Annotated in this window: 25 protein-coding genes; 17 read left to right on the plus strand and 8 right to left on the minus strand. The window is 75.1% G+C overall.

Translation table 11 applies throughout. The features are described 5' to 3' along the window. Nucleotides 1-6: 6 nt before the first annotated feature. Nucleotides 7-1,377 carry an aldehyde dehydrogenase gene (locus HUT16_RS35845; RefSeq protein WP_254898162.1) on the minus strand — a complete coding sequence of 457 codons (1,371 nt, stop codon included), beginning with the start codon at nucleotides 1,375-1,377 and terminating at the stop codon, nucleotides 7-9. 478 nt (nucleotides 1,378-1,855) lie between these two features. Continuing rightward, nucleotides 1,856-2,437, minus strand: coding sequence for a TetR/AcrR family transcriptional regulator (locus HUT16_RS35850; RefSeq protein ID WP_176192167.1), 582 nt, complete (start codon nucleotides 2,435-2,437; stop codon nucleotides 1,856-1,858). A 139-nt stretch (nucleotides 2,438-2,576) separates the two neighbouring features. On the opposite strand from HUT16_RS35850, the gene HUT16_RS35855 reads away from it, so the two are divergent. The 4 genes from HUT16_RS35855 to HUT16_RS35870 all read left to right on the plus strand — a co-directional run bounded on the left by HUT16_RS35855 (nucleotide 2,577) and on the right by HUT16_RS35870 (nucleotide 5,111). After that, complete coding sequence (locus HUT16_RS35855; protein ID WP_176192168.1) at nucleotides 2,577-3,350, plus strand: SDR family NAD(P)-dependent oxidoreductase; 774 nt, start codon at nucleotides 2,577-2,579, stop codon at nucleotides 3,348-3,350. Between the two features lie 91 nt (nucleotides 3,351-3,441). After that, nucleotides 3,442-4,407, plus strand: a complete 966-nt coding sequence (locus HUT16_RS35860) for a helix-turn-helix domain-containing protein (protein WP_176192169.1) — start codon at nucleotides 3,442-3,444, stop codon at nucleotides 4,405-4,407. A gap of 45 nt (nucleotides 4,408-4,452) precedes the next feature. After that, on the plus strand, nucleotides 4,453-4,779 hold the full coding sequence (locus tag HUT16_RS35865) for a hypothetical protein (protein ID WP_176192170.1): 327 nt from the start codon (nucleotides 4,453-4,455) through the stop codon (nucleotides 4,777-4,779). A gap of 71 nt (nucleotides 4,780-4,850) precedes the next feature. After that, entirely contained in the window at nucleotides 4,851-5,111 is a 261-nt protein-coding gene (locus tag HUT16_RS35870) for a hypothetical protein (protein WP_176192171.1), read from the plus strand. 12 nt (nucleotides 5,112-5,123) lie between these two features. Here HUT16_RS35870 and HUT16_RS35875 read toward each other — a convergent pair whose 3' ends face one another. After that, nucleotides 5,124-6,101, minus strand: a complete 978-nt coding sequence (locus HUT16_RS35875) for a sigma-70 family RNA polymerase sigma factor (protein WP_176192172.1) — start codon at nucleotides 6,099-6,101, stop codon at nucleotides 5,124-5,126. A 119-nt stretch (nucleotides 6,102-6,220) separates the two neighbouring features. On the opposite strand from HUT16_RS35875, the gene HUT16_RS35880 reads away from it, so the two are divergent. The 4 genes from HUT16_RS35880 to HUT16_RS35895 all read left to right on the plus strand — a co-directional run bounded on the left by HUT16_RS35880 (nucleotide 6,221) and on the right by HUT16_RS35895 (nucleotide 10,503). Continuing rightward, entirely contained in the window at nucleotides 6,221-7,186 is a 966-nt protein-coding gene (locus tag HUT16_RS35880) for an RNA polymerase subunit sigma-70 (protein WP_176192173.1), read from the plus strand. A gap of 126 nt (nucleotides 7,187-7,312) precedes the next feature. Next, nucleotides 7,313-7,870, plus strand: a complete 558-nt coding sequence (locus HUT16_RS35885; RefSeq protein ID WP_176192174.1) for a dihydrofolate reductase family protein — start codon at nucleotides 7,313-7,315, stop codon at nucleotides 7,868-7,870. 168 nt (nucleotides 7,871-8,038) lie between these two features. After that, on the plus strand, nucleotides 8,039-9,286 hold the full coding sequence (locus HUT16_RS35890; RefSeq protein WP_176192175.1) for a cytochrome P450: 1,248 nt from the start codon (nucleotides 8,039-8,041) through the stop codon (nucleotides 9,284-9,286). Nucleotides 9,287-9,933: 647 nt separating this feature from the next. Further along, nucleotides 9,934-10,503 (plus strand): GNAT family N-acetyltransferase, encoded by a 570-nt coding sequence (locus tag HUT16_RS35895; RefSeq protein ID WP_176192176.1) that lies wholly within the window; start codon nucleotides 9,934-9,936, stop codon nucleotides 10,501-10,503. Nucleotides 10,504-10,720: 217 nt separating this feature from the next. On the opposite strand, the gene HUT16_RS35900 is transcribed toward HUT16_RS35895, so the two are convergent. After that, the gene (locus HUT16_RS35900) at nucleotides 10,721-11,359 is read right to left on the minus strand and encodes a LysE family translocator (protein WP_176192177.1); all 639 of its coding nucleotides are present in this window, start codon (nucleotides 11,357-11,359) and stop codon (nucleotides 10,721-10,723) included. 214 nt (nucleotides 11,360-11,573) lie between these two features. On the opposite strand from HUT16_RS35900, the gene HUT16_RS35905 reads away from it, so the two are divergent. Then, nucleotides 11,574-13,334 carry an MFS transporter gene (locus HUT16_RS35905; RefSeq protein ID WP_176192178.1) on the plus strand — a complete coding sequence of 587 codons (1,761 nt, stop codon included), beginning with the start codon at nucleotides 11,574-11,576 and terminating at the stop codon, nucleotides 13,332-13,334. Nucleotides 13,335-13,368: 34 nt separating this feature from the next. Then, nucleotides 13,369-13,815, plus strand: coding sequence for a MarR family winged helix-turn-helix transcriptional regulator (locus HUT16_RS35910; protein ID WP_254898163.1), 447 nt, complete (start codon nucleotides 13,369-13,371; stop codon nucleotides 13,813-13,815). A 105-nt stretch (nucleotides 13,816-13,920) separates the two neighbouring features. On the opposite strand, the gene HUT16_RS35915 is transcribed toward HUT16_RS35910, so the two are convergent. Next, complete coding sequence (locus tag HUT16_RS35915; protein WP_176192179.1) at nucleotides 13,921-14,691, minus strand: TetR/AcrR family transcriptional regulator; 771 nt, start codon at nucleotides 14,689-14,691, stop codon at nucleotides 13,921-13,923. A 136-nt stretch (nucleotides 14,692-14,827) separates the two neighbouring features. Between HUT16_RS35915 and HUT16_RS35920 the strand changes: the two genes are divergently transcribed. Then, complete coding sequence (locus HUT16_RS35920; RefSeq protein WP_176192180.1) at nucleotides 14,828-16,045, plus strand: NAD(P)/FAD-dependent oxidoreductase; 1,218 nt, start codon at nucleotides 14,828-14,830, stop codon at nucleotides 16,043-16,045. 21 nt (nucleotides 16,046-16,066) lie between these two features. On the opposite strand, the gene HUT16_RS35925 is transcribed toward HUT16_RS35920, so the two are convergent. From HUT16_RS35925 to HUT16_RS35935, 3 genes are all read right to left on the minus strand, one after another. After that, nucleotides 16,067-17,434 carry a serine hydrolase gene (locus tag HUT16_RS35925; RefSeq protein ID WP_176192181.1) on the minus strand — a complete coding sequence of 456 codons (1,368 nt, stop codon included), beginning with the start codon at nucleotides 17,432-17,434 and terminating at the stop codon, nucleotides 16,067-16,069. A 71-nt stretch (nucleotides 17,435-17,505) separates the two neighbouring features. Next, the gene (locus HUT16_RS35930) at nucleotides 17,506-18,057 is read right to left on the minus strand and encodes a helix-turn-helix domain-containing protein (protein ID WP_176192182.1); all 552 of its coding nucleotides are present in this window, start codon (nucleotides 18,055-18,057) and stop codon (nucleotides 17,506-17,508) included. Beyond that, nucleotides 17,949-18,707 carry a hypothetical protein gene (locus tag HUT16_RS35935; RefSeq protein ID WP_176192183.1) on the minus strand — a complete coding sequence of 253 codons (759 nt, stop codon included), beginning with the start codon at nucleotides 18,705-18,707 and terminating at the stop codon, nucleotides 17,949-17,951. Before HUT16_RS35935 ends, HUT16_RS35930 begins: the two co-directional genes overlap by 109 nt. A gap of 385 nt (nucleotides 18,708-19,092) precedes the next feature. Between HUT16_RS35935 and HUT16_RS35940 the strand changes: the two genes are divergently transcribed. The 6 genes from HUT16_RS35940 to HUT16_RS38980 all read left to right on the plus strand — a co-directional run bounded on the left by HUT16_RS35940 (nucleotide 19,093) and on the right by HUT16_RS38980 (nucleotide 25,289). Then, on the plus strand, nucleotides 19,093-20,037 hold the full coding sequence (locus tag HUT16_RS35940; RefSeq protein WP_176192184.1) for a triacylglycerol lipase: 945 nt from the start codon (nucleotides 19,093-19,095) through the stop codon (nucleotides 20,035-20,037). Between the two features lie 153 nt (nucleotides 20,038-20,190). Then, nucleotides 20,191-20,529, plus strand: coding sequence for a hypothetical protein (locus HUT16_RS35945; protein ID WP_176192185.1), 339 nt, complete (start codon nucleotides 20,191-20,193; stop codon nucleotides 20,527-20,529). Between the two features lie 450 nt (nucleotides 20,530-20,979). Continuing rightward, nucleotides 20,980-22,386 carry a family 2B encapsulin nanocompartment shell protein gene (locus HUT16_RS35950; RefSeq protein ID WP_176192186.1) on the plus strand — a complete coding sequence of 469 codons (1,407 nt, stop codon included), beginning with the start codon at nucleotides 20,980-20,982 and terminating at the stop codon, nucleotides 22,384-22,386. 297 nt (nucleotides 22,387-22,683) lie between these two features. Beyond that, nucleotides 22,684-23,526 carry a hypothetical protein gene (locus tag HUT16_RS35955; RefSeq protein WP_176192187.1) on the plus strand — a complete coding sequence of 281 codons (843 nt, stop codon included), beginning with the start codon at nucleotides 22,684-22,686 and terminating at the stop codon, nucleotides 23,524-23,526. A 100-nt stretch (nucleotides 23,527-23,626) separates the two neighbouring features. Further along, nucleotides 23,627-24,391 (plus strand): DUF4239 domain-containing protein, encoded by a 765-nt coding sequence (locus HUT16_RS35960; RefSeq protein WP_176192188.1) that lies wholly within the window; start codon nucleotides 23,627-23,629, stop codon nucleotides 24,389-24,391. 235 nt (nucleotides 24,392-24,626) lie between these two features. Then, on the plus strand, nucleotides 24,627-25,289 hold the full coding sequence (locus HUT16_RS38980) for a hypothetical protein (RefSeq protein ID WP_254898164.1): 663 nt from the start codon (nucleotides 24,627-24,629) through the stop codon (nucleotides 25,287-25,289). The last annotated feature ends 15 nt before the right edge of the window (nucleotides 25,290-25,304 follow it).

Here is a 25,304-nt window from a genome sequence, read left to right on the forward strand (position 1 = left end):
TCTCTCTCACGGGGCGGTGCGTTGCGCAGGGTCGGACGGTTCGGGGGAGGACGGGCCGATGCTGATGCCCTGCAGGCGGGTGGTGCGCAGGATCGGGACGTTGGCCTCGCCGTGCGCGCCGCCGGACAGCCCGGTGCCGCCGATGACCGGCAGCACCGGGAGGGTGCCGATGTGGCTGTCGTTGACCTTCAGCACGCCGCCGTTGACCACCTCGTCGGCGAACCGGTCGACGACGCGCGGGTCGCGGGCCCACAGCGAGTTGCGCAGGCCGTAGCGGTTGGCGTTGACGAAGGCGATCAGCGCGTCGAGCAGCCCCTCGTCCGGGTCCGGGGCGTCCGGGCCCGGGCCGTCCGGTGCGTCCGGGACGACCAGGCACATCAGCGGGAAGAAGGTCTCCTCGGCGACCGCCCGCAGCGTCGCGGCCCGCTCCAGGCCGCGGACGCGCAGCAGCACCGGGCGGACGAACGGGCCCCGGGGCGTGGGCGCGCCGTCCACGTCGACGCTCTCGCCGCCGCAGAGCAGTTCGGCGCCTCCGGCGACGGCGTCCGCCAGCACGTCCGCGCACTGGGCGCGCTTGACCACGGGGGTGAGCACCACGTCCGGGTCCTCGGGCGGGCCGATCCGCAGGGCGGCCACCCGCTCGTGCAGCAGCGCGGCGAAGCGGTCCGCCACCGCCGGGTGGACCAGGGCGAACTTGGGCGCGAAGCAGAGCTGGCCCGAGCCGTGGTAGCGCTCGGCCGCGGCGTCCGCGGCCCGGGGCAGGTCGGCGTCCCGCCACACCACCAGGGCGTCGTTGCCGGCCAGCTCCAGGACGGGCTTCTTGCCCGACTCCAGACAGGCCCGGGCCAGGTCGGCGCCCTGCTGCGGGCCGCCGAAGAAGAAGACGTCGTCGCAGTCCGGCGAGGCCAGCCAGGTGCGCAGGGTCGGCCGGTCGGGGGCGCACAGCACGCTCAGCACGCCGGGCGGTGCGCCGTGCCCGGCCAGCAGCGGGGCGACCAGCCGGTGGAAGAGGTACGCGGTGCTCAGCGGCACCGTCGGCGGGGCGTTGAGCACCACCGCGTTACCGCCCGCCAGGACGGGGACGGCGGCCAGCGCGGTGAGCATCGGCGCGTTGCGGGCCGGGCTGAGGCCGACCACGCCGTCCGGCTTGCGCACCAGCCGCACCAGGCGGCCCCGCTGCTCGCCCTCCCAGCGCATCGCGGCCCGGGCGTGGGCGAGGGTGTCCGGGTGGGTGAGGTCCAGCGCGGCGGACAGCGACCAGCGCGCCACCCGCACCGGGTGGCCCTCGGCGACCAGCGCCCCGACCACCTCCTCGGCCCGCTCCCGCAGCAGGCGGTGGAAGGCGGCGGCGAACTCCAGGCGCCGTTCCAGCGGCACCCGGGCCCAGGCCGGTTGGGCCGCGCGGGCCGGGCCAGCNCCTCGGCGGCCTGCGCCGGGGTCGAGGGGCCACCCGGCCCACCAGCCGCGGATCGGCGAGGTCGGCCGGGCGGGCCCGGCCGTGGTCGAGCCGGGCCTTGAGGGCGAGCACCTCGTACGGTTCGCGCAGCATCGCGCCGGCGCGCGGCCAGTGCACCCAGCCCTCGCCGGGGGCGGGGACGCCGCCCACCAGGACCGGGTAGGCGGGCAGCGGCGGGGCGGGTGGTGACGGGGCGGGCAGCGGTCGGACGGGCGGCGGCGGGGCGGATCGGAGGGTGGGGGCGGGTGCGGGTTCCACGTTCCCGATGGTGGGGGCGGGCGGGGCGCGGGCCGAGCGGGACGGCGGACTTCCCACCCAACGGGTGATTTCCCGATCGGCCGGAAATCCTCTTGTCGCCCCGGCCTGTTCCCCGCCTGCTCCGACCCGGGCGCGGCCGGGTCAGTGCGGCCAGTGCCGCAGGGCGTGGGCGGCGATCCGGTGCAACTGCGCGGGCGGGGCGCCCTCGGTGGCCCGGACGGCGAGGCCGTAGGTCAGCGTGACGAGGTGGTCGGCCAGCAGGGCCGCGTCGGTGCCGGGCGGGAACTCGCCCGCGGCGGCGGCCAGTTCGAAGCGGGCGTGCAGCGCCTCTCGGTGCGCCGTGCGCCGGGCGGTGCTCTCGGCGCGCACGCCCTCCGCGCCCGGCCCGGTGGCCAGCGTGCCGTGCACCAGCAGGCAGCCGGGCCCCTCCTCGCGGGTGACCACCTCGACGGTGCCGCGCAGCAGGTGCTCGGCGACGGCCCGGGCGGTGGGCTCGGCCAGCGACTCCCGGACGTGCCGGGCGGGGCCGTGGTGGTAGCGCTCCAGGCAGCGGCGGAACAGCTCCGCCTTGTTGCCGTACGCCGCGTACAGGCTGGGCCGGTTGATGCCCATCGCGGCGGTCAGGTCGGAGAGCGCGGCGCCCTCGTAGCCGTGCCGCCAGAACACCCGCACGGCGCGGTCGAGGGTGTCGTCGAGGTCGAACGTGCGTGGACGGCCCGTCATGTGCCGCTGCCTTCCGGGAGGTTCGGGCGGTGGCCCGCGATTTCTGCACCGATTTCTGTACCGATCGATATGGTAGCGTCCTCGATGTGTACCGCACGATACAGAAGTCGCGGTACAGCCATCTCGGAGGGGACCCGACATGACGCACCCGACCACCGCCACCTTCGCGCCCAACGTGCTGGCCGGCCGCACCGCCCTGGTCACCGGCGGCTCGCGCGGCATCGGCGCCGCCACCGCCCTCGCGCTGGCCGCCGCCGGGGCCGACGTCGCGATCAGCCACCGCGGCTCGGCCCGGCGCGCCGAGGAGGTGGTCCGGCGGATCGAGGCGCTCGGACGGCGGGCCGCCGCCTACCGGGCGGACCAGGGCGACACCGCCCAGGTCGAGGCCCTGGTGGCCGCCGTCGCCCGGGACTTCGGACGGCTGGACGTGCTGGTCAACAACGCCGGGGTGATCGCCCCCGGCCTGGTCGCCGAGGAGGCGGACCCGCAGGCCCTGGCCCGCCAGCACGCCGTCAACGTGGGCGGGGTGACGGCCGCCGTCCGGGCCGCCGCCGGGCTGCTCCCCGACGGCGGACGGATCGTCACCATCGGCTCCAACCTGGCCGTCCGCCCCGGCCGGCCCGGGCTCGCCGACTACGCCGCCACCAAGGCCGCCGTCGTCGCCTGGAGCCGCGCCGCCGCCCAGGAGCTCGCCGGCCGCGGCATCACCGTCAACGTGGTGCAGCCCGGCTCCACCGACACCGAGATGAACCCCCAGGACGGCCCCAACGCCGAAGCCCAGCGCGCCGCCAACGCGTTGGGCCGCTACGGCCGCCCCGAGGAGGTCGCCGCCGCCGTGGTCTTCCTCGCCACGCCCGCCGCCGCGTTCATCACCGGCAGCGTGCTCCCCGTCGACGGCGGCTACTTCGTCTGAGCGGCCGCGCCGGACCGCACCGGACCGCACCGGCGGCAGGGGTACGGGCAGTGCGTCCCTGCGCCGGGCGGGGAACGCGTACTGTCGGGGCGTGGACAACAGCCAGGAGGTCCGCGAGTTCCTGACCTCGCGGCGCGCCAAGATCACCCCCGACCTGGTCGGACTGCCCGCCGGACCGCGCCGCCGGGTGCCCGGGCTGCGCCGCGGCGAGGTCGCCGCGCTCGCCGACGTCAGCGCCGAGTACTACGCGCGGCTGGAGCGCGGACACCTCTCCGGCGCCTCCGCCGCCGTGCTGGAGGCCGTCGCCCGGGCGCTGCGGCTCGACGACGCCGAACGCTCCCACCTGTTCCACCTGGCCCGCGCCGCCGACGGCTCCGACGTGCTCACCCGCCCGCGCCGCGCACCGGGGCGGGCCCCGCAGCCGCACCCCAGCCTGCAGTGGACCCTGGACGCGATCACCGGCGGCCCCGCCTTCGTCCGCAACGGCCGGGCCGACCTGATCGCCGCCAACCCGCTCGCCCGCGCCTTCTACCACCAGGTGCACGAGGACCCCGGCAACCAGGACAACCTGGCCCGCTTCCAGTTCCTCGACCCCGCCGCCCGCCGCTTCCACCCCGACTGGGACGCGCACGCCGACACCACCGTCGCCATCCTGCGCACCGAGGCCGGCCGCAACCCGCACGACCGGGACCTGCACGACCTGGTCGGCGAACTCTCCACCCGCAGCGAGGAGTTCCGGGTCCGCTGGGGCGCCCACGACGTCCGCCACCACGGCACCGGCACCAAGCACTTCCACCACCCCGCCGTCGGCGACCTCACCCTCTCCTACGAGGTGATGCGGCTGACCGTCGACCCCGACCTCGTCCTGACCGTCTACACCGCCGAACCCGGCTCCCCCTCCGCGGAACGCCTGCCGCTGCTCGCCTCCTGGGGCGCCCGACGCGAGGCCGAACGCGAGGCCGAACGGGAGGAGGAACGGCAGGCCGAGCGCCGGGCCGAGCGGGAGGGCGAGCGGGCGGCCGAGTGCCGGGCCGAGCGGGCGGACGCCCGCGCCTGAGCGGGCGCTATCCTGCTCCGGAGCACGGAGGAAGGGGAGGCCGGCATGGGCGTCCAGGACTGGCCCGAGGGCCGCGCGGCCGACCCGGCAGCGGCCCGGGAGCGCTACGAGCGGGACTTGGGCACGGCCCTCGCCACTCCGACCGGGCCGCCGCCGCGGACCCGGGACGGCCACCTCGGCGCGGCCCTGACCGTGGCCGTCGCCGCCCTGCTCGGCCTCCTGGGCGGACCGGCCGCCGCCGCGGGCGCGCTCGCCGTCGCCGCGCTGCTGTTCGTCGCCGCGCTGGTCCGCCAGCACCGGCGCGGCCACCCCGGCCGCGAAGCGCTGCGCCGGGCCTACGCCACGGCCTTCACCTGGTGGCAGTACGTCTGACCCCGCCCCGGGACGGCATCCCGGGCCGGGCGCGCCGATGAGTTCCGGGCCGCCGGGCGGTCAGCACCGGCATGGAGACCCTGGAACTCGCCCTGCACCCCGACCCGGAACCGCGCCTGGCCGCGCTGCTCGCCGCCCGGGCGTCCCCCGTCCGCGTCGCCCTGCTGGTCGCCGACCTGCACCGGCCCGCCCCCGCCGACCTGCAACTGCTGGCGCGGCTGGCGCTGGCCGGGCGGCGGGCGGGCCACCGGATGGTGCTGCGCGGGGCCGGGCCCCGGCTGCGGCTGCTGCTGCGGCTCACCGGGCTGGCCGAGGCGCTGCCCGTGGAGTGAGCCGCGGGGCCGTCAGGCGCGCGGGTCGGCGGTCAGCCGCATCGGCAGGCCCCACAGCGGGAACAGCCGCTCCACGTCCATGTGGTTGGTCATGGTGGCGATCCGGCCGTCGACCACCTCCAGCAGGGTGATGCCCCACGGCGTCCACCCCCGCCCGTCCTCGGCCGGGCGGTACTGGGCGAAGGCCGGCATGCCGTTGGCCTCCACCGGCAGCAGCCGCGACCCCGCGCAGCCGCAGCCCGCGCCCTGCCACCACTCGCCCAGCTCGACCACGCCCCGCACCCACATCTGGAACGGCGGCATGTTCAGCACCGCGTCCTCGTGCAGCAGGCGCTTCAACCCCTCGATGTCGAAGGCCTCGAACGCCTGGACGTACCGGGACAGCAGGGAGCGCTGCGTCTCGTCCAGCGGATCGAAGGTGTCACCCGCCGGGCCCTGGGCCGCCATCGTCGCCCGGGCCCGCTGCAGCGCGCTGTTCACCGACGGCACCGAGGTCTCCAGCAGCTCCGCCGTCTCCGCCGCCGACCAGGCCAGCACCTCGCGCAGGATCAGCACCGCCCGCTGCCGGGCGGGCAGCTTCTGCAGCGCCGACACGAACGCCAGCCGGATCGACTCCCGGCCCACCGCGACCTCCGCCGGGTCACCCGACAGCACCCGCGCGTCCGGCACCGGGCCGACCCAGACGTTCTCCTCCAGCTGGGCCAAGTCCGGCGCGTTCGCCGGGCACGGCGAGGTCAGGTCCATCGGGCGGGCCCGGCGCTGCGGCGCCGGCGCCATGTCCAGGCACACGTTGGTGGCGATCCGGTACAGCCACGTCCGCAGCGCGGAGCGGCCCTCGAACCCGTCGAACTTCGACCAGGCGCGGACCAGCGTCTCCTGCACCGCGTCCTCCGCCTCGAAGGCGGAGCCCAGCATCCGGTAGCAGTACGCCGTCAACTCCCGGCGGAACGGCTCCAGCTGCTCCGCCACCCCGTCACGATCCATGATCATTGGCACGGGACCCAGCCTAGGCGGTACCCCTGACAGCCGGGCCGACCCCGCCGCCCGCTCCGCACCGGCCGCCCGCTCCGCACCGGCCGGGTGCGGGCGGCGTTCCCGGGTGCGGCAGGATGGGCGCCGTGGAACTCGACGCGCACCGACCGGAACTGACGGCCTACTGCTACCGGATGACCGGCTCCTTCCACGACGCCGAGGACCTCGTCCAGGAGACCCTGCTGCGGGCCTGGAACGCGCGCGACCGCTACGACCCCGCCCGCGCCTCGGTGCGCACCTGGCTGTACCGGATCGCCACCAACGCCTGCCTCACCGCCCTGGAGGGGCGCACCCGCCGCCCGCTGCCCGCCGGGCTCGGCGCGCCCAGCCGGGACACCGGCGCGCCGCTCGCCCCCGCCGTGGACGTGCCCTGGCTGGAGCCCTTCCCGGACGCCCGGCTCGACGTCGCGGCCCGGGCCGAACTGCGGCTGGCCTGGGTCGCGGCCGTGCAGCTGCTGCCCGCCCGGCAGCGGGCCGTCCTGGTGCTGCGCGAGGTGCTGGCGTTCAGCGCCGCCGAGGTCGCCGACCAGCTCGACACCACCGTCCCCGCCGTCAACAGCGCCCTCCAGCGGGCCAGGGCCGCCCTCGGCGCCGCGGACGCCGAACGCGTCCGGGAGCAGGACGGGCCCGGGCAGCGGGCCGTCGTCGACCGCTACCTCGCCGCGTTCGAGGCCGCCGACGTGCCCGCGCTGGTCGGCCTGCTCGCCGAGGACGCCATCCTGGAGATGCCGCCGCTGCCCCTGTGGTACCGGGGACCGGAGCACTACGGCCGGTTCATGGACCGGGTCTACGCCATGTACGGCGCAGGTCCGGACGGCCCCGGCCAGGGCGGCCCCGGCCGGGGCGGCTTCGGCTGGCGCACCCGCGCCGTCGGTGCCAACGGCCAGGGCGCGTTCGCCGCGTACGCCCCCGTCCCCGACGGCGGCGGGCACCGGCTGCACAGCGTCCAGCTGCTGGAGATCGCCGGCGGGCTGGTCACCCGCAACACCGTGTACACCGACCCCGGCGTGCTCGCCCTCTTCGACCTGCCGCCGCGGCTGTAGGCGGTGCCGGGGCGGGCCCGGCCCCCGCCACCCGGGGAATCCGTTCCGGCGACGGCGATGAGTTCCGGGCCCGGCGCCGGTACGTACCGGTGGAAGAGCCCGCCACCGGAGCACAGGAGCCCCGCCATGAGCGTCATCGTCATCGAGTTCACCACCCTGGACGGCCGGATCACCGACCCCGACGGGTCGGACGGCACACCGCTGGGCGGCTGGATGTTCCGGCACGGCCGGGAGCACGTCTCCGGCGACAAGTTCCGCCTCGGCCGGACGTTGGACGAGGGGGTGCTGCTGCTGGGCCGCCGCACCTGGCAGCTGTTCTCCCGGCTCTGGCCGAACCGGACGGACGAGTTCTCCGCCCGGATGAACGCCGCCGCCAAGCTGGTCGCCTCCCGGACCCTGACCGCCGCCGACACCGCCGCCTGGGCCAACTCCCGGCTGCTGGAGGGCGACCTGCTCGGCGCCGTGCAGGAGCAGGACCGGGACGTGGTCGTCACCGGCAGCACCGGCGTGGTGCACCGGCTGATCGAGGCCGACCTGGTCGACGAGTACCGGCTGCTGACCGTCCCCGTGGTGCTCGGCACCGGGGCCCGGCTGTTCCCCGAGGGCGCACCGGTCGGCGACTTCCGCTGCGCGCAGGCCGAACCGGTCGGCCCGGCCTGCTACACCCGCTACCTGCGGGCCTGACCGCCCCGGGCGGGTCGGGACGGGACGGGGCGGGGCGGGTCCGGTGGCGGGGAGGTCGGTGTCCGAAAAGCGGGCGCGGTGGTCGGAGGCGGCGGGTACAGTCCGGAAAGACCGGTCCGGGGGGACGGCGGCCTGCCCGGACGACAACCGCACCGGAGAGGCCACTTGATGGACGACACGACGCGCTGCCCGTACCGGCTCGACCCCGAGGGCGCCGACCTGCAGGCCGAGAGTGCCGCCCTGCGCGCGGTCGGGCCGGCCGCGCCGATCGAACTGCCCGGCGGCGTCCCCGCCTGGTCCGTCACCGACCCCGCCCTGATCAGGCGGCTGCTCACCGACCCCCGGATCTCCAAGGACGCCTCCCGGCACTGGGTCGCCGACCTGGCGGGCGAGGTGCCCGCCGACTGGTCGCTGCGGATGTGGACCGACGTCCGCAACGCCCTCACCGCGTACGGGCCGGAGCACGCCCGGCTGCGCCGCCTGATCAGCCCCGCCTTCGCCACCCGCCGCATCCGCGCCCTCGCCCCCGGGATCGAGCAGATCGCCGCCGGGCTGCTGGACCGCCTCGCCGAGCGGCCCGAAGGCGAAGTCGTCGACCTGCGGGCCGAGTTCACCTGGGTGCTGCCGCTGATGGTGGTCAACACCCTGCTCGGCGTGCCCGAGGAGATGCACGGCGCCTTCCGCTCCACCATCGGCCGCCTCTTCGAGACCGGCACCCCTCCCGAGCAGGCCCTCCGCAACGCCGAGGCCGTCTACACCCAACTCGCCCTGCTGGCCGAGGCCAAGCGCAAGGAACCCGGCGAGGACGTCACCACCGTGCTCATCCAGGCCCGCGACGAGGAGACCAGCACCGGCCTCGACGAGCGCGAACTCCTGGACAACCTGCTGCTGTTGATCGGCGCCGGCCACGAGACCACCGTCAACCTGCTCGGCAACGCCGTCATCCAACTCCTCAGCCACCCGGACCAGTTGGAGCAGCTGAAGGCCGACCCGGCCCGCTGGCCCGACGCCGTCGAGGAGACCCTGCGCCATCAGCCGGCGGTCGCCAACATCCTCGCGCGCTTCGCCGTCGAGGACATCCACGACGAGGCCACCGGCCTCACCTTCGCCCGCGGCGACCTGCTGGTGATCAACTTCCTGACCGCCGGCCGGGACACCGCCCTGCACGGCGAGGACGCCGCCCACTACGACCACACCCGGGCCACCCGCCGCGACCACCTCTCCTTCGGCCACGGCGTGCACTACTGCCTCGGCGCCGAACTCGCCCGCCTGGAGTCCCGGATCGCCCTCGCCGCCCTCTTCGAGCGCTTCCCCCGCCTCACCCTCGCCGTCCCCGCCGCCGAGCTGCGCCCCCTGCCGTCCTTCATCTCCAACGGCCCGCGCGAACTGCCCGTGCTGCTCCACGGCCGCGCCTGAGCTGCTCCACGGCCGCGCCTGAGCGGTCCGGCGAGGCCGGGCCCCCGCTGACCGGCCCCGGTCAGCCGCCGTCCGCCCGGGCGGCCAGGGCCGGCGCAGGCCGCCGCGCAGCCGGGCGGAGGCGCCGGGGAGGCGGCCGAGGGGCAGCAGTTCCTCCGGCCGCAGCTCCGGGCGCTCCGCCAGGGCCAGCACGGCGGCGTACGGGCGGGCGCCGGCCGCCAGGCGGGCGGCGGTGGCGTCCAGGACGACCCGCAGGGCGGGGCGGTCCGTCGCCGGATGCTCGGCCAGCAGGACCAGCAGGAAGTTGTCGTTCCACGGGCCGTGCTCGGCCGGGACCTCGCGGCAGCGGGCGGCGAGGGCGAACAGCGCGTCGGCCCGGGTACGCGGGTTGGCCGCCACCGCCTGCCGGACGAACGGGTACTCCGATCCGGCCAGTTGGCGCAGGACCTCGGGGTCCTGCGAGGACTCGGCCAGGTCGAAGGAGTGGTAGGGGGTGCGCACGGAGCCTCCCGTCCGGATGCCAGGAGCCGCCATCCTGCCGGACGGCCCGGCCCGGGGTGGGCGGATCGCGCAATCCGGGGCGGGCGGAGCGCAGGGTCGTCCGAAAATCGCTTGCCCCGGCCCCCGCGCCCGCCAATGATCCGTCCATGGACCACGTGATACGAGCCGTGACCGGCGAGGACTGGCGCCGGGTCAAGGAACTGCGCCTGGCGGCCCTGCGGGACCCGGTCGCCGGGATCGCCTTCCTGGACACGTACGACAGCGCCGCCGCCAGGCAGGACGAGCACTGGCAGGAGCGGGCGGCCGGCTCCCGCGGCGAGGCGATCGTGCAGCAGTTCGTCGCCGAGCGGCCGGACGGCGGCTGGGACGGATCGGTGACGGTGCTGATCGAGCGGGCCGGCCGGACGGACGCCCTCGGCGCCCCGACCGACGTCGACCAGGCCCACCTGGTCGGCGTGTTCGTCCGCCCCGAGCAGCGCGGCACCGGCCTGGCCCGGGCCCTGTTCGACGCGGCGATCGCGTTCGCCCACGGCCTCGACGAGCCGGAGATCACCCGCGTCCGCCTCTACGTGCACCAGGACAACCGGCGCGCCGAGGCCTTCTACCGGAAGATCGGCTTCACCCGCAGCGGCCGCTCCGTCCCCGTCCCGGGCGACGGGTCGTCCGTCGAGCGCGAACTCGTCCTCGGCGAGCACCGTCCCGGCGGAGACCGCTGAGCCCCCTCGGGCGCGGTGCACGCCGCCGGCTCCGGGACGCCAGCCGCTGAGGACCTTCCAGGCCCTCGTGCGGGAGGCGGGGCGCTCGACCCGCCGGGCGCCCACCTCCCGTGTCCGGGGGCCCTGCGTGGTGCCGGGCGGAATCCGGTGGCGCCGCCCCGGGCCGCGGGCGGCGTTCGCGCCGGTCGCCGGGGGGCGGGATTCCGGGTGGGGCGGGTCAGTCCTTGCGGCCCGTCGCGGCGACGGTGACGCCCAGGCCGATCATGGCGATCCCGCCGACTCCGCCGACCAGGGAGAGCCGCCGGGGCGAGCGGGCGAACCAGCCGCGGGCGGTGGCCGCGACCAGGCCCCAGGCCATGTCGGACACCACGGCGATGAGGTTGAAGACCAGGCCCAGCAGCAGCATCTGCGCCGGGACGCGGCCCTGGTCGCGGTCGACGAACTGCGGCAGCACCGCGGCGAAGAACACGATGGTCTTGGGGTTGGTCACGCCGACGGTGAACCCCTCCCAGAACGTCCGCAGGCCGCCCCGGGCGGCTCCCGCCTCGCTGAACGCCGCCCGCAGCGAGCCGCGCTCGCGCCACGCCCTGACGCCGAGGAACACCAGGTAGCCGGCCCCCGCCAGCTTGAGCAGCGTGAAGAGCAGGACCGAGCGCTCCACCACCGCGCCCACCCCGAACGCCACGGCCACGACCAGGGCGTACGCGCCGGTGCTGTTGCCCGCGACCGTGGTCAGCGCGGCGCGCCGCCCCTGCGCCAGCGCCCGCCCGATCACGAACAGCACGCTCGGGCCGGGGATCACGATCAGCAGGAACGACATGGCAGCGAAGGCGAGCAGACGGTCGGCAGACACCATGGAGGTCATGGAAGCACGGGGGAGGCCCGCCCCGCCAGCGGTTTTCCGGTTCGAGACTTTACCAAAGCTTTACTGACGGACCGTCAGTTCCCGCTCCCCGCACCACCTTTGCTCCGGTCCACCATCCGGGACGACTGGCCGGGGCCGGGGTCCGCGCAGTAATTTAGTTCACATCAGCTAACTATCATCACGGCTTCCCAGGGGGCGGCAGGAGATGGCGGACGTGGACACGAAGAAACGGTGGATCGGCGCGGACCACCCGCGCTACAAGTGGGTGGCGCTCTCCAACACCACCCTCGGCATGCTGATCGCGACGATCAACTCCTCGATCGTGCTGATCTCGCTGCCGGCGATCTTCAACGGCATCCACCTCAACCCGCTGGAGCCGGGCAACGTCAGCTACCTGCTGTGGATGCTGATGGGCTACATGCTGGTCACGGCGGTGCTGGTGGTCACGCTGGGGCGGCTCGGCGACATCTGGGGGCGGGTGCGGATCTACAACGCCGGCTTCCTGATCTTCACCATCACCTCGGTGATCCTCTCGCTCGACCCGATGGACGGCGGCGGCGGCGCGCTCTGGCTGATCGGCTGGCGGGTGATCCAGGCCGTCGGCGGCGCCATGCTGATGGCCAACTCCGCGGCCATCATCACCGACGCCTTCCCGGCCCGGCAGCGCGGCATGGCGCTCGGCGTCAACATGGTCGCCGCGATCGCCGGCTCCTTCATCGGCCTCGTCCTCGGCGGCGTGCTCGCCGAGTGGAACTGGCGCTCGATCTTCTGGGTCAACGTCCCGATCGGCATCATCGGCACCGTTTGGGCCTACCGCTCGCTGCACGAGACCGGCGTCCGCCGCCCCGGGAAGATCGACTGGTGGGGCAACGTCACCTTCGCCGTCGGCCTCACCGCGCTGCTCGCCGGCATCACCTACGGCATCCAGCCGTACGGCGGCCACACCATGGGCTGGACCAACCCCTGGGTGCTGGCCGGCCTGATCGGCGGCGCCGCCGTCCTGATCGCGTTCTGCGTGATCGAGACGAAGGTCGCCGAACCGATGTTCCCGCTGCGCCTGTTCCGCGACCCGGTGTTCGCGGGCGGCAACCTGGCGACGCTGCTCGGCTCGATCGCCCGCGGCGGCCTGCAGTTCATGCTGATCGTCTGGCTGCAGGGCATCTGGCTGCCGCTGCACGGCTACGACTACGAGGACACCCCGCTGTGGGCGGGCATCTACCTGGTGCCGCTGACCATCGGCTTCCTGGCCGCCGGACCGATCGCCGGCTACCTCTCGGACCGCTTCGGCGCCCGGCTGTTCGCGGCCGGCGGCCTGGTCGTGATGGCGGCCTCGTTCGCCGGACTGCTGATCCTGCCCACCGACTTCGGGTACGTCTGGTTCGCCCTGCTGGTGTTCCTCAACGGCCTCGGCGGCGGCCTGTTCGCCGCCCCGAACACCGCGCTGGTGATGTCCAGCGTCCCGGCCGCCGACCGCGGCGCCGCCTCCGGCATGCGGGCGACGTTCCAGAACGCCGGCATGGTGCTGTCCATCGGCATCTTCTTCTCGCTGATGGTCGCCGGCCTGGCCGGCTCGCTCCCGCAGACCCTCACCGGCGGCCTCACCGGACAGGGCGTCTCGGCGGCCGACGCCCATGCGGTGGCCCAACTCCCGCCCGTCGGCATGCTGTTCGCGGCCTTCCTGGGCTACAACCCGATCCACGAACTGCTCGGCCCGCAGGTGCTCTCCGGCCTGCCCGCCTCCAACGCCCAGACCCTCACCGGACGGGACTTCTTCCCGCACCTGATCTCCGGACCGTTCCACGACGGCCTGATGGTGGTCTTCTCGCTCGCCATCGCGATGTCGCTGGTCGCCGCCCTGGCCTCGCTGCTGCGCGGCCGCCGAACCGGTACCGTCGGCGACGGCCCCGAGGACGGGACGAGCTCCGTCCCGGACGGGGACGCCGCGGTCTCCCGGGGCGCGGCGTGACGTGAACGAGACGGCGGAACAGGGGAGTTCGACAGTGGCGCAGGAGAACGAGGGCGGCCTCGACCCGGCGGAGGTGGCGCGGCTGCGCCTGGTGATCGCCCGGCTCAACCGGCACCTGATGCGGGCCTCCGACCGGCAGGAGTTCACCTTCGCCCAGCAGTCCGCGCTGGCCCGGATCGAGCAGCACGGCCCGGTCCGGCTCGGTGAACTCGCCGCGCTGGAACGGGTCACCGCCCCGTCGATGACCCGCACCGTCGCCTCGCTGGTCGAGTCCGGCATGGTCAACCGCGTCCCCGACCCCAGCGACGGCCGCTCCGTCCTGGTCGAACTCTCCCCGGAGGGCGTCGCGTTGCTGGCCCACATCCGCCGCCGCCGCTCCGAACTGCTGGCCCGCCGCACCGCCGAACTCACCGAACCGGAACGGCGGACCCTGATGGCGGCCCTGCCCGTCCTGGAACGCCTGGTCTCCTTCGAGGACTGACCGGGCTGCCGGTCCGGCCGACCCGGCCGGAACGCCCCGCCGGGGGCGTTCCGGCTCTTCGCTTCCGGCTCTTCGCTTCCGGGCGTCCGACCCTCCCGGACCGGGTCAGGACACCTGGGCGGCGATCCCGTCCAGCACCATCTCCAGGCCCGCCGCGAACGACTCGCCCGGCGTCAGGTGGTCGGCCGCCGCCATCACCTCGGCGATCGTCGGGTGCCGCCCCTCGGCCAGCACCCGCATCACGTACGGCCCCATCGCCACCTGCCACTCGTGCTCCGAACGCCCCTCCGTCCGTTCCGCCTGACGCTGCGCCACCTCCACCCGCAGTCGGCCCGCCAGGTACGCGTGGAACACCCCCGCCGCCTGCTGCACCCGGGTCGGCTGCCCGGCGAAGCCCGGTACGCCCCACAGCACGGACAGCGCGGCCTCCCGGGCGGCCAGCGCGTTCGGCCCCAGGTGCGGCCGCCCGCCCAGCAGTTCGATGAACCACTCGTGCCGCAGTGCGGCCGCCCGGTGCCGCCCGGCGATCTCCCGCAGCTCCTCCCGCCACCCCGTCGGTGCCGCCCGCACCGCCGACCGGGCGGCGGGTGCGGCCGGGGCGATCTCCCCGTACACCGCGTCCACCATCAGCTCCAGCAGCTCGGCCTTGGTCTCCACGTACCCGTACAGCCGCATCGGGCCGACCTCCAGGGCCGCCGCGACCCGCCGGATCGACACCCCCTCCAGCCCGTCCGCGTCGGCCAGTTCGAGCGCCGCGCCGACGATCAGCGCCCGGCTCAGCGGCGCCGGCGAGCGCCGCTCCGGCGGCTCCGGACGCTCCCAGACCAGCCCGGGACCGGCGCCGGACCCGGTGTCGGCATCGTGAGAGGACGTCATGGGGAGCGGTCTCCGTTCGGTGGTGCGAGGTGGCGCGGGAGGTGCGGGAACACGATACGGGGAGTCGTTGCGATACAGTGTATCGAGTCGATACGGTGTATCGGCAGCGGCGGACGGACCAGGGGGACGGCAGGACATGGCACACACGGCGGACGTGGCGATCGTCGGCGGCGGCCCGGGCGGGCTGACCCTGGCGCGGCTGCTCACCCTGCACGGCACCCGCGTCACGGTGTACGAGCGCGACGCCGGGCGGGCGGCCCGCACCCAGGGCGGCACGCTCGACCTGCACGCGGACACCGGGCAGCGCGCCCTGCGCGCCGCCGGGCTGACGCGGGCGTTCCGCCGCCACGCCCGCCCGGAGGGGGAGGACATGCTGCTGCTCGACCACACCGGCACCGTGCTGCACCGCGACGACACCCCGGCCGACTCGCCCGCGCTGCGCCCCGAGATCGACCGCGCCGACCTGCGCGACCTGTTGCTGGACTCCCTCCCGCCCGGCACCGTCGCCTGGGGCCGCACCCTGCGCACCGCCACCCCGACCGACCCCGAGCTCGGACCCGGGCCCGGGCCCGGCGGCTGGCGGCTGGAGTTCGCCGACGGCGGCCGGGCCGAGCACCGGGTGGTGATCGGCGCCGACGGCGCGCACTCCCGCCTCCGGCCGCTGCTCACCCCCGCCGTGCCGGAGCACTTGGGCGTCAACACCGTCGAGGGCGTGATCCCCGACATCGACCGCCACCACCCCGACCTCGCCGCCGTGGTCGGCCGGGGCAGCTACTGGGTGATGGGCGAGGGCCGCTCGTTCGTCGCCCAGCGCTGCAGCGACGGCTCCGTCCGGATCGGCCTGTCCTTCCACGGCCCCGCCGACCGCGCCGCCGACTGGCTCGCCGGCTGCGGCATCCCGTTCGAGAACCCCGACGCCGCCCGGGCCGCGCTGCTCCCGCTGTTCGCCGACTGGACGCCCGGGTGCCGGGCCCTGCTGGCGGCCTGCGCCGGTCCGTTCACCCCCCGGGCCCTCACCGCCCTCCCGGTCGGCCTGCGCTGGCCGCACCGCCCCGGCCTCACCCTGCTCGGGGACGCCGCCCACCTGATGCCCCCCGTCGGCCACGGCGCCAACGCCGCGATGCGCGACGCCCTGGAGCTCGCCACCGCCCTCGCCGCCACCCCCGAGGACCCCGACGCCGCCCTGCGGGCCTACGAGGAGGAGATGTTCGCCCGCACCGCCGGGGTCGCCGCCCAGTCGGCCCGGATCCTGGAGATGATCACCTCCCCGGCGGGCGGCCGCCGCGTCGCCGCGTTCTTCCGGGGAGCGGGCGAAGGAGCGGGCGAAGGAGAGTGCGGCGCCGAGGACGGCTGAGCGGCGGCGGGCGGGTCGCGGTCAGTCCCGGCGGCGGAGCGCGCAGGGGTGGGGGAGGTAAGGGCCGAGGAAGCCCTCCCGGTCGCCGTCCTTGAAGGCGACGGCCCGGCCGGTCAGGGCGCCGTCCCGCAGGCGCAGCTGGAGGCCGAGCGCGGGGCTGTTCAACCGGGCGTCCGCCGTGGGCAGTTGGAGCGGCGCGGCGAGGCGGACGTCCCAGCGGTGGGAGGCGGTGGCGGGGACGGCGACCGGGGGCAGGTCGGCCAGCCGGACCTCCACCCGGCCGTCCGGCAGCGCGGTGAGCGCCAGCGGGACGGCGCCGTCGTGGGTGGCGACCTCGCCGGACCAGGTGCCCGGCGGCAGGGCGAGCGGCAGGTCCGACCCGTCGGCCGGTGCCAGGTGTTCGAGGTCGAACTCCGGGGCCAGCACGCCCATCAGGTGCGCGACCAGCGCGTCGCGGGCGGACTTGTCGGTGGAGTTGGCGAGCACCGCGACCGACAGCTCCCGTCCGGGCAGGTCGATCAGCATCGTCGAGACGCCGCCCATCCCGCCGCCGTGGCTGCCGATCACCGACCCGTCCGCCGTGCGCTGGACGACCCGCCCCAGCCCGTACCGCAGCTTTCCGCCGGGGGCGATGGCGGGCCCCTCCAGGACGGCCGCGGCGGTGCCGGGCGCCAGCAGCCCGGCCGAGCGGCGGGCGAACAGCGCGACGTCACCGGCGGTGGCCCAGCCCGCGCCCGCCGCCGGGTGTCCGTCGGGCGAGGCCGGGTACGTCCGCCCGTCCGGCGTGTAGCGCACCGCCGCCGGGGCGGGGCCGGGGTGGACCGGACCGAAGGCGAAGCCCTCCAGCCCGAGCGGCTCGGCGATCCACTCCCGCAGCAGCGCGCCGAACTCCCGTCCGGTGGCCTCCTCCAGCACCCGGCCGACCTCCTGGTAGCCGAGGTTGGAGTACTCGAACTCCCCGCCCGGCTCGTGCAGTTGCCTGCGGTAGCGGGCCGGGTCGATCGGTGCCGGAGTGCCGACCGGGTGGTAGGAGAAGTCGTAGTACCCGGGGAAGCCGCCCCGGTGCCGCAGCAGTTGGCGCACCGTCGGCGCCGCGTGCTCGAACCGTCCGGACACCGGCGCGTCCAGGTCCAGCAGGCCCCGGTCCGCGGCCAGGCCCGCCGCGACCCCGGTGAACGCCTTGGTCACCGAGGCCAGCCCGTACGCCGTTCCCGGCGTCGCCGCCCGCCCCGCCGCGACGTCCGCCCACCCGTACGCCCGGGCGAGCACCACCTCCCGGCCCGCCGCCACGGCCACGCTCACCGACGGGCAGCCGGTCTCCGCCAGCACCCGCCCGCACACCTCGTCCAGCCCGTGCGGCCCGCCCACTGCGTCCAGTACGTCCAGCATGTCGGCTCCCCTCCCACGTCCACCGGTCGTTCCGGATGCTAGTGCGACGTCCGCGAACCGGTGACGCCAGGTCAGCCGCCGGGCGGCCGGGTGGGGTTCGGGGTGGTGGGAGCGGTGGGGGTCGCGCGGAGGGCGATCTCCAGTTCGAGGCGGGTGTCGGGGGAGGCGAGGGCGGAGCCGAAGAGCTGGTGGACGCGGTGCAGGCGCTGGCGGGCGGTCTGCGGGTGGATGCCGAGGCGGGCGGCGACCTCGGGGGCGGTACCGCGGCCGGTCTGGAGCCAGGCGAGCAGCGTCGCGGCGAGGCGGTCGCGCTGCTTGGGGGTGAGCGGGGCGAGCGGGGCCAGCCGGCGTTCGGCGATCAGCCGGACCAGCACGGGGTCGGTGAGCAGCAGCAGGTCCGCGTAGCGCTCGCGGCAGTCCACCGGGCGCTGCGGGGCCTCCGGCAGGGCGGCGCGGACCAGGCGGGCCCAGCGCAGCGACTGCGCGGCGAGAGCGGGCGGCACCGCCGGGCCGATCACCGCGCCGCGCCCGTGCAGCGCGGCCGCGAGCCGCGGATCGGCGAGCAGGACGGCCGGGTCGGGCAGCAGCAGGTGCGGCTGCGGGACGTCCAGCCCGGCCAGCACCTGGTCGGGCAGCCGGGCCGGGGCGGCCCGGGCGGGCGGACCGCCGGGCGCGGGTCGAGGGCGACGGCGGCGACCTGCGCGGGCAGCGGCCAGTCCGCGAGGCGGGCGGCGGCGGCGAGTTCGGCCGGGTCGGCGCCCGCCAGCAGCAGGTCGTGCAGCCGGTGCCGGGCCCGGCCGAGCGCCCCGGCCCGGTCGGTGCGGGCGTCCACGTAGCCCTGGACGCTGGCCGCCGCGACCTCGTCGATGTGCGCGAACACCGCCTCGGCCAGGGTGACCAACTGCTCGGCGGCCAGCCCGCGGCGGCGGGCCACCCGGGCGTACCGGCGCCAGGCGATCCGGGCGCCGAGCCGGAACGCGGCCTGTAGGGCGTCCAGGCTGCGGCCCTCGGAGAGCTCGCCCCGGCCGAGCGAGCGGTACACCCGCAGCTGGCGCGGGCCGGGCGCGGTCAGCCCGGCGACCCGGTCGGTGAACTCGGCGAGCGCCGTCTCCACGCCCTGCTGGATTCCGGCGCCGAATTGCCCGGAGAGGGGGCGGGAGAATTCCGGGACGGCGGATCTGATCTCCCGGATGATCTCGGTCGCGAGGGATTGCTGCTCGGCCCTGAGTTCGGTGGAGAAATCGCGGGGAAGCCCCTCCCACGGTCCGGCCAATTCCGCTCCTCGGGGTAGCGATAATCCGTCCGTCCGATCCCCGGCACGACCCCGGCGCGGCGGCCGCCGGTTCGGTCGGGACACGGGGAGTATGCGGCGGTGTTACCCGCGGGTCAATAGGTCCGGCACAAGCTTGCGGCCCCGTCCGGCGCCCGGCGCGGACGGAAACGCTGACCCGGGTGACAGTTCTGCCGGAGGGGGGAGTCAATTCCTGGCACGTACGGATGGACTTTCCGCGGCGGGCCGCGCCGCGTGTTGACGGACCGTCACGGCGATCCTAGCTTCTGGGCGAACCGGAGAAACGCCGGAGGAACACCGGAGAAACCGCCGGGGAGTTCGGCGCAATTCCGGAAACGGGACGGACACGGAACGGAAGGTGTGCGGAATGCGGAGGAACGGCGTACGGGCCGCGGTGCTCGCGGCGGTCGTGGCGACGGGACTGCTCGCGGCGGCGGCCGAGCCCGCGGCGGCGGCCGGGAACCGTCCGGTGGAGACCCACTTCGCCATCGGCTTCGTCAAGGGCTTCTTCTTCCCGGGGGCGAGCCCGGCCGGTGCCAACGACTGGTCCTGCCGGCCGTCCGCGGCCCACCCCCGCCCGGTGGTGCTGGTGCACGGCACGCTGGAGAACCAGAACGACAACTGGGGCGGCGCGGCCCCGCTGCTGGCCAACCAGGGCTACTGCGTCTACGCCTTCGACTACGGCGGCCCGTCCGCCGGTTCGCCGGTCCAGGGCACCGGGCCGATCGCCGACGGGGCGAGGACGCTGGCCGCCTTCGTGGACCGGGTGCTGGCCGCCACCGGCGCCGCGAAGGCCGACCTGGTCGGGCACTCGCAGGGCGGCATGCTGCCGCGCTACTACCTGAAGAACCTCGGCGGCGCGGCCAAGGTCGGCCGACTGGTCGCGCTGGCCCCCAGCAACTACGGCACCACCCTGGACGGCATCACCGAACTCGGCCGCCAACTGCGCATCCTGGAGCCCGCCAACGACTTCCTGTCCGGCCCCTGCCAGGCCTGCGTGGAGCAGGAGGTCGGCTCGCCGTTCCTCACCGCGCTGAACGCCGACGGCGGCACGGTCCCCGGCGTCGAGTACACCGTGATCGCCACCAGGTACGACGAGGTGGTCACCCCCTACACCAACTCCTTCCTCCCGCCCGGCCCGCACGTCACCAACATCCTGGTGCAGGACCAGTGCCCGCTGGACGCCACCGACCACCTGGAGATCGGCTACGACCCGGTCGCGCTGACCGACGTGCTGAACGCGCTGGACCCGGCCCACCCGCGGGCGGTGCCGTGCCAGGTGGTGCTGCCGGTGACCGGCCCGCTGCTGTAGGGGCCGCGGCCGCCGACCGGCGGCGGTGTGATCCGGGTCTCCTTCCGCCGGGGGCGGCCCGGCGATGTCACAAACCGGAGCGCCGGACGCTCTCAGGTGCGGGTTCCACGGGAAAGACCCCCGCCCGTCCCGTCCTCGAGAGAGATCACCGGCATGGAAATCCTTCGGTACGTGTTCCTCGTCTTCCACCTCTTCGGGTTCGCCGCGATCATGGGCGGCGTCTTCTACCAGCTGCGCGGCAAGGACCCGGTGGTCGGCGGGTACGTGGTGACCAGCGCGGTCGTCCAACTGGTCACCGGCGCCGGGCTGATCTGGGTCAGGAAGTCGCTGGACCTCCCGGTGTCGGACCCGAAGATGGCGGTCAAGCTGGGGCTGGACGTCCTGCTGGCGGCGGTGGCCCTGGTGGGCATGCGCAACAAGCGGGCGTGGGCCTTCTTCACGGTCGCCTCGCTCACGGCGGCCGAGGTCGTGGTGGCCGTCGCCTGGAAGTAGGCCCGGGCCGCGAGGCCCCCGCCGCCCGGTCGGTGGAACCCCTGCCGCCCGGTCGGTGGAACCCCCGCCGGTGCACGCCCCTCCCGCGCTCCCGAACGCCCCCGCCCGCCGGGGGCGTTGCCACGACCGGCCTCCGGGGCGTCGGCGCACCAGTGCCACCACGGGTCGGGCGGCGCCGACCGCGTCTGACACGGTGTCGGCACCGCCAATCCTCCAGCGGCCAAGGTTCACCTAATCGGGTGCACGCGGGGCCGCACGGCCGATCCCGGGGCCGGAACGATCTAGTGTTCCGGAGGCGGCGGGGGAGCGCGGTGACAGCGCCTTCCGACCTCCGTCGGCGTTTTTCGCTTCCTCTGCCCACCGCCCCACCCGCACCCCAGCAAAGCCCCAACACGTTCACGGATCTGACGGACCGTCAGATCCGTGCGAGACGAAGGAGAGCCCGGCCCGATGTCCGTGGACAGCAGCCCGGAGACTCAGCAGGCGCAGCGCCAGCAGACCAGCCTCACCACCGCAGCGGCCCGCAACCTGGCCACCACGACCAAGTCCGCGCCGCAGATGCAGGAGATCACCTCCCGCTGGCTGCTGCGGATGCTCCCGTGGACCCAGACCTCCGGCGGCACCTACCGGGTCAACCGCCGGCTGACCTACACCGTCGGCGACGGCCGGATCGAGTTCATCCAGACCGGCGGCGACGTCCGGGTCATCCCCCGGGAGCTCGGCGAACTCGCCCTGCTGCGCGGCTACGAGGACGACGAGGTGCTCGGCGCCCTGGCCGACCGCTGCCAGCAGCGCGATTTCCGGGCCGGCGAGGTGCTGGTCGAGCGCGGCACCCCGTCCGACAAGATCCACCTGGTCGCGCACGGCAAGATCAACCAGGTCTCCACCGGCAAGTACGGCGACGACGCCGTGGTCGGCGTCCTCGGCGACGGCGACCGCTTCGGCGAGAACGCCCTGCTGGACGCCGACGCGACCTGGGACTACACCGCCACCGCCAAGACCGCCGGCACCCTGCTGACCCTCGGCCGGGCCGACTTCGAGGCCGTGCTCGCCCAGTCCGAGAGCCTGCAGGCCCACATCCGGGACTTCGCCAGCCTCCCGCTGCAACGGCAGAACGAGCTCGGCGAGGCCGAGATCGCCATGTCGGCCGGCCACGAGGGCGAGCACCTGCTGCCCACCGCGTTCGTCGACTACGAGCTCAAGCCGCGCGAGTACGAGCTCTCCATCGCGCAGACCGTGCTCCGGGTCCACTCCCGGGTCGCCGACCTGTACAACCAGCCGATGAACCAGATCGAGCAGCAGCTCAAGCTCACCGTGGAGGCGCTGCGCGAGCGCCAGGAGTACGAGCTGATCAACAACCGCGAGTTCGGCCTGCTCGCCAACTGCTCGTTCAACCAGCGCATCCAGACCCACTCCGGCCCGGCCACCCCCGACGACCTGGACGAGCTGCTCAGCCGCCGCCGCGATTCCGAGTTCTTCCTCGCCCACCCGAAGGCGATCGCCGCCCTCGGCCGGGAGTTCAACGCCCGCGGCCTGTACCCCGACACCGTCGACATGCAGGGCCACAAGGTCCCGGCCTGGCGCGGCGTCCCGATCCTGCCCTGCAGCAAGATCCCGATCACGCCGGAGAACACCAGCTCCATCCTGGTGATGCGCACCGGCGAGGACAACCAGGGCGTCATCGGCCTGCACCAGACCGGCATCCCGGACGAGTACCAGCCCAGCCTGTCGGTCCGCTTCATGGGCATCGACGACAAGGCCGTGATCAACTACCTGGTCACCGCGTACTACTCGGCGGCCATCCTGGTCCCGGACGCGCTCGGCGTGCTGGAGAACGTGGAGATCGCGCACCGCTGAGCGGCAGCGCGCACCAACGGCCGCCGCCGGCCGTAACCAAACGGCGGCGCACCACGTTGAGGGTGCGTCGGATTGATCATGCCGATCCGTTTCTGCGGCCCGCCCACCGGCACCGCGGGCGGAACGGCCCGATCCTCCGACGCGCCCTCGACTGCGCTCCGGCCACCTCGGCCGTACCCGAAGCGGGGGCGCGCGACAGCGGGCCACGGCGCACCGCACCGCCTCACGGCGCACCGCACCGTCCCGCACCACCCCATGCCCGATCGCCCACAGCCACCGGAAGGTTGGACCACGCCCATGCAGCGCAACGACCGCCCGTCGGCGGACGGCAGAACGGGGGCCCCGGCCTTACCCGGCCGCACCCGGGCCCGCGCCGGTGTCCGTACCAGGAGCGGTGTCCGCGTCCGGGTCCGGGTCCGGAACGGAGCCCGCGCCGCCACCGCCCTGGCGGGCGTCGCCGTGATCTGCGCGGTGCTCACCGGAGCCACCCAGGCCGCGTCCGTCGCGCACGGCGGCGGCGACGGACACCGCCTCGACATCTGCGTCAAGGTGCACACCTCGGTCGACGCGCCCGGCGTACACGTCGAGGTCGACGCGGGCGGCGGGGTCAGCGTCCCGCTCCGTCCGCAGGGCGGGCACGACGGCCACGGGGACGGCAACGGCCACTGGCACCACTGCCACCCCACGCCGAAACCCACGCCCACACCGACGCCGACCCCGACACCCACCCCGACGCCCACGCCGAAACCGACGCCGACGCCTACACCGAAGCCGACGCCGACACCCACACCGAAGCCGAGGCCCACGCCGACGCCCACCCCGGTGCCCGCACCACCGGCGCCGGTGCCCGCCAAGCCCGCGCCCACCCCGGCCCGGCCCACCCCCAGCGCGGTGCCACCGCCCGCGCCGGCCCCCAGCCCCGCCCCGTCGACGCCCAGCCCGAGCCCCCCGCCCAGTAGGCCCGCGCCCCCCAAGGTCGTCCACCTGCCGCCGCCCCCGCCGCCCGCCCCGGCGCCCAGGCACCACGGCACCCCGACCACCACCACGATGCTCGTGGTGACCGTCCCCGCCGTGCTCGCCGCCGCCGCGCTGCGCCCGCGCGGGAAGTCCGGCGGCGCCGGACGCCGCGGCCGGTCCTGACCCGAGGCCGTTCCCGGCCCGCAGCCGGTCAGCCGAAGCCCACCCGCGGGACATCCGCGAAACCCCATTCCAAGCTGAACAGTTCAGGAGAGGACCCGTCATGTCCGAATGGCTGGCACTCGCCCTCGCGATGGCCGGGGCGTGCCTGGTCGTCGTCGTGGTCGTGCTGGTGAGACACCGCAGGGCCGACGAGGACGAGGACACCTCGGAAACGCCGGACGTCATCGAGTACATCACCATGATGATCGGCGTGGTCTACGCGATCGTGCTGGGCCTGGCGATCGCCGGCGTCTGGGAGTCCCGTTCCGCCGCGCAGGACGACGTGCAGCGCGAGGCCCAGTCGCTGCACGAGGTCAGCGCCCGGGCCGAGGTGTTCCCCGCCGACTACCGCGCCACGGTGGTCAAGGACGTCGACGACTACGTCTCGTTCGTGGTGAACACCGAGTGGCACTACATGCGCACCCACGGGGAGATCAGCCCCGAGGGCACCGCGCTGCTCGCCAAGCTGCGCACCGACGTGGCCGAGCGGGCGCCGCAGAGCGACATCGAGGCGCAGGCCTACCAGTCGATGCTGGACCGGATCGCCGCCGCCGACGAGGCGCGCAACTCCCGTGGCGGCAACGTCGGTCCGACCATGCCCGGGGTGGTCTGGTTCGGCCTCGGCATCGGCGCGGTGGTCACCATCGGGATGATGTTCGCCCTGCAGATCCGCCGCTCGCCGCGCGAACTGATCCTGGCGGGCACGTTCAGCGCGCTGATCGGGTTCCTGCTCTTCCTGATCTGGGACTTCGACGATCCGTTCGGGCGCGGCATGTCGGTCACCACCGACCCGTTCCTCAGCCTGTTCCCCTCCCTCGGTGACTGACCGCGATCGTGTCGACGCGTCAACCGTCCGCTCGGTGAACGGAACCGAGCGGACCCCGGGGGCATTCGGTCGCACTCCCGGTGCCGAAGCGGTTCGCGCACTACTCTGGAGGCAGCCGCCCGCCGCACCGACGGGGGTCCTGGTGCGGGCGGCTGACGGAGAGCCCGTGCGGGCCGCCGCCCCGGGCGGCGGGGGCACGGGCACGACGGGGGAGAGCACGAGGGAGAAGCACGCCATGGGGGACCGCACGGGGGAGGACGCCCGCCGGGGCGTCACCGCACCACACGCGCCGCACGCACCACACACGCCGTACGCAGCACATGCACCGCACCCGCCACGCACGCCGGACACGCCGCACGTCCCGCAGCACGTCCCGCACGCACCGCATCCGGGGGAGTCCGTCCGGGCCGAGCGGGAACGCCGTTTCCTGCTCGCCCGGGTGCCCGCCCCCGGCAGCGTCACCGCCGCCCGCCGGATCACCGACCGGTACGTGGACGGCACCTGCCTGCGCCTCAGCCGGGTGGAGCGGCTCGACACCGGGGAGTGCAGCTACCGCCTCACCCGCGAACCGCCCGTCCGCCCGGACGCGCCCGCCGACCTCCAGCTCTCCGAGCAGGAGTACGCCCGACTGCTGGCCGCGCTGCCCGGCCCCGAACTGACCAGGACCCGCCTCGGCGTCCCCCCGCTCGGGGTGGACGTCTTCGAGGGCCCGCTGCTCGGACTGGTCCTGGCCGAAGCCGAGTTCGAGAGCCCGGAGGATGCAGAAACGTTCGTCCCTCCTCCCGGCTGCGTCGCCGAACTCACCACCGACCGGCACTTCACCGGCGACCAGCTGGCCCGCACCGACCGCGAACACCTCCGCGCCGGTCTGGCCGAGTACGGTGTCGCCCTGCCGTGAACGCCGCGGCCGAGG

The organism is Kitasatospora sp. NA04385, from assembly GCF_013364235.1.
Taxonomy (GTDB): domain Bacteria; phylum Actinomycetota; class Actinomycetes; order Streptomycetales; family Streptomycetaceae; genus Kitasatospora.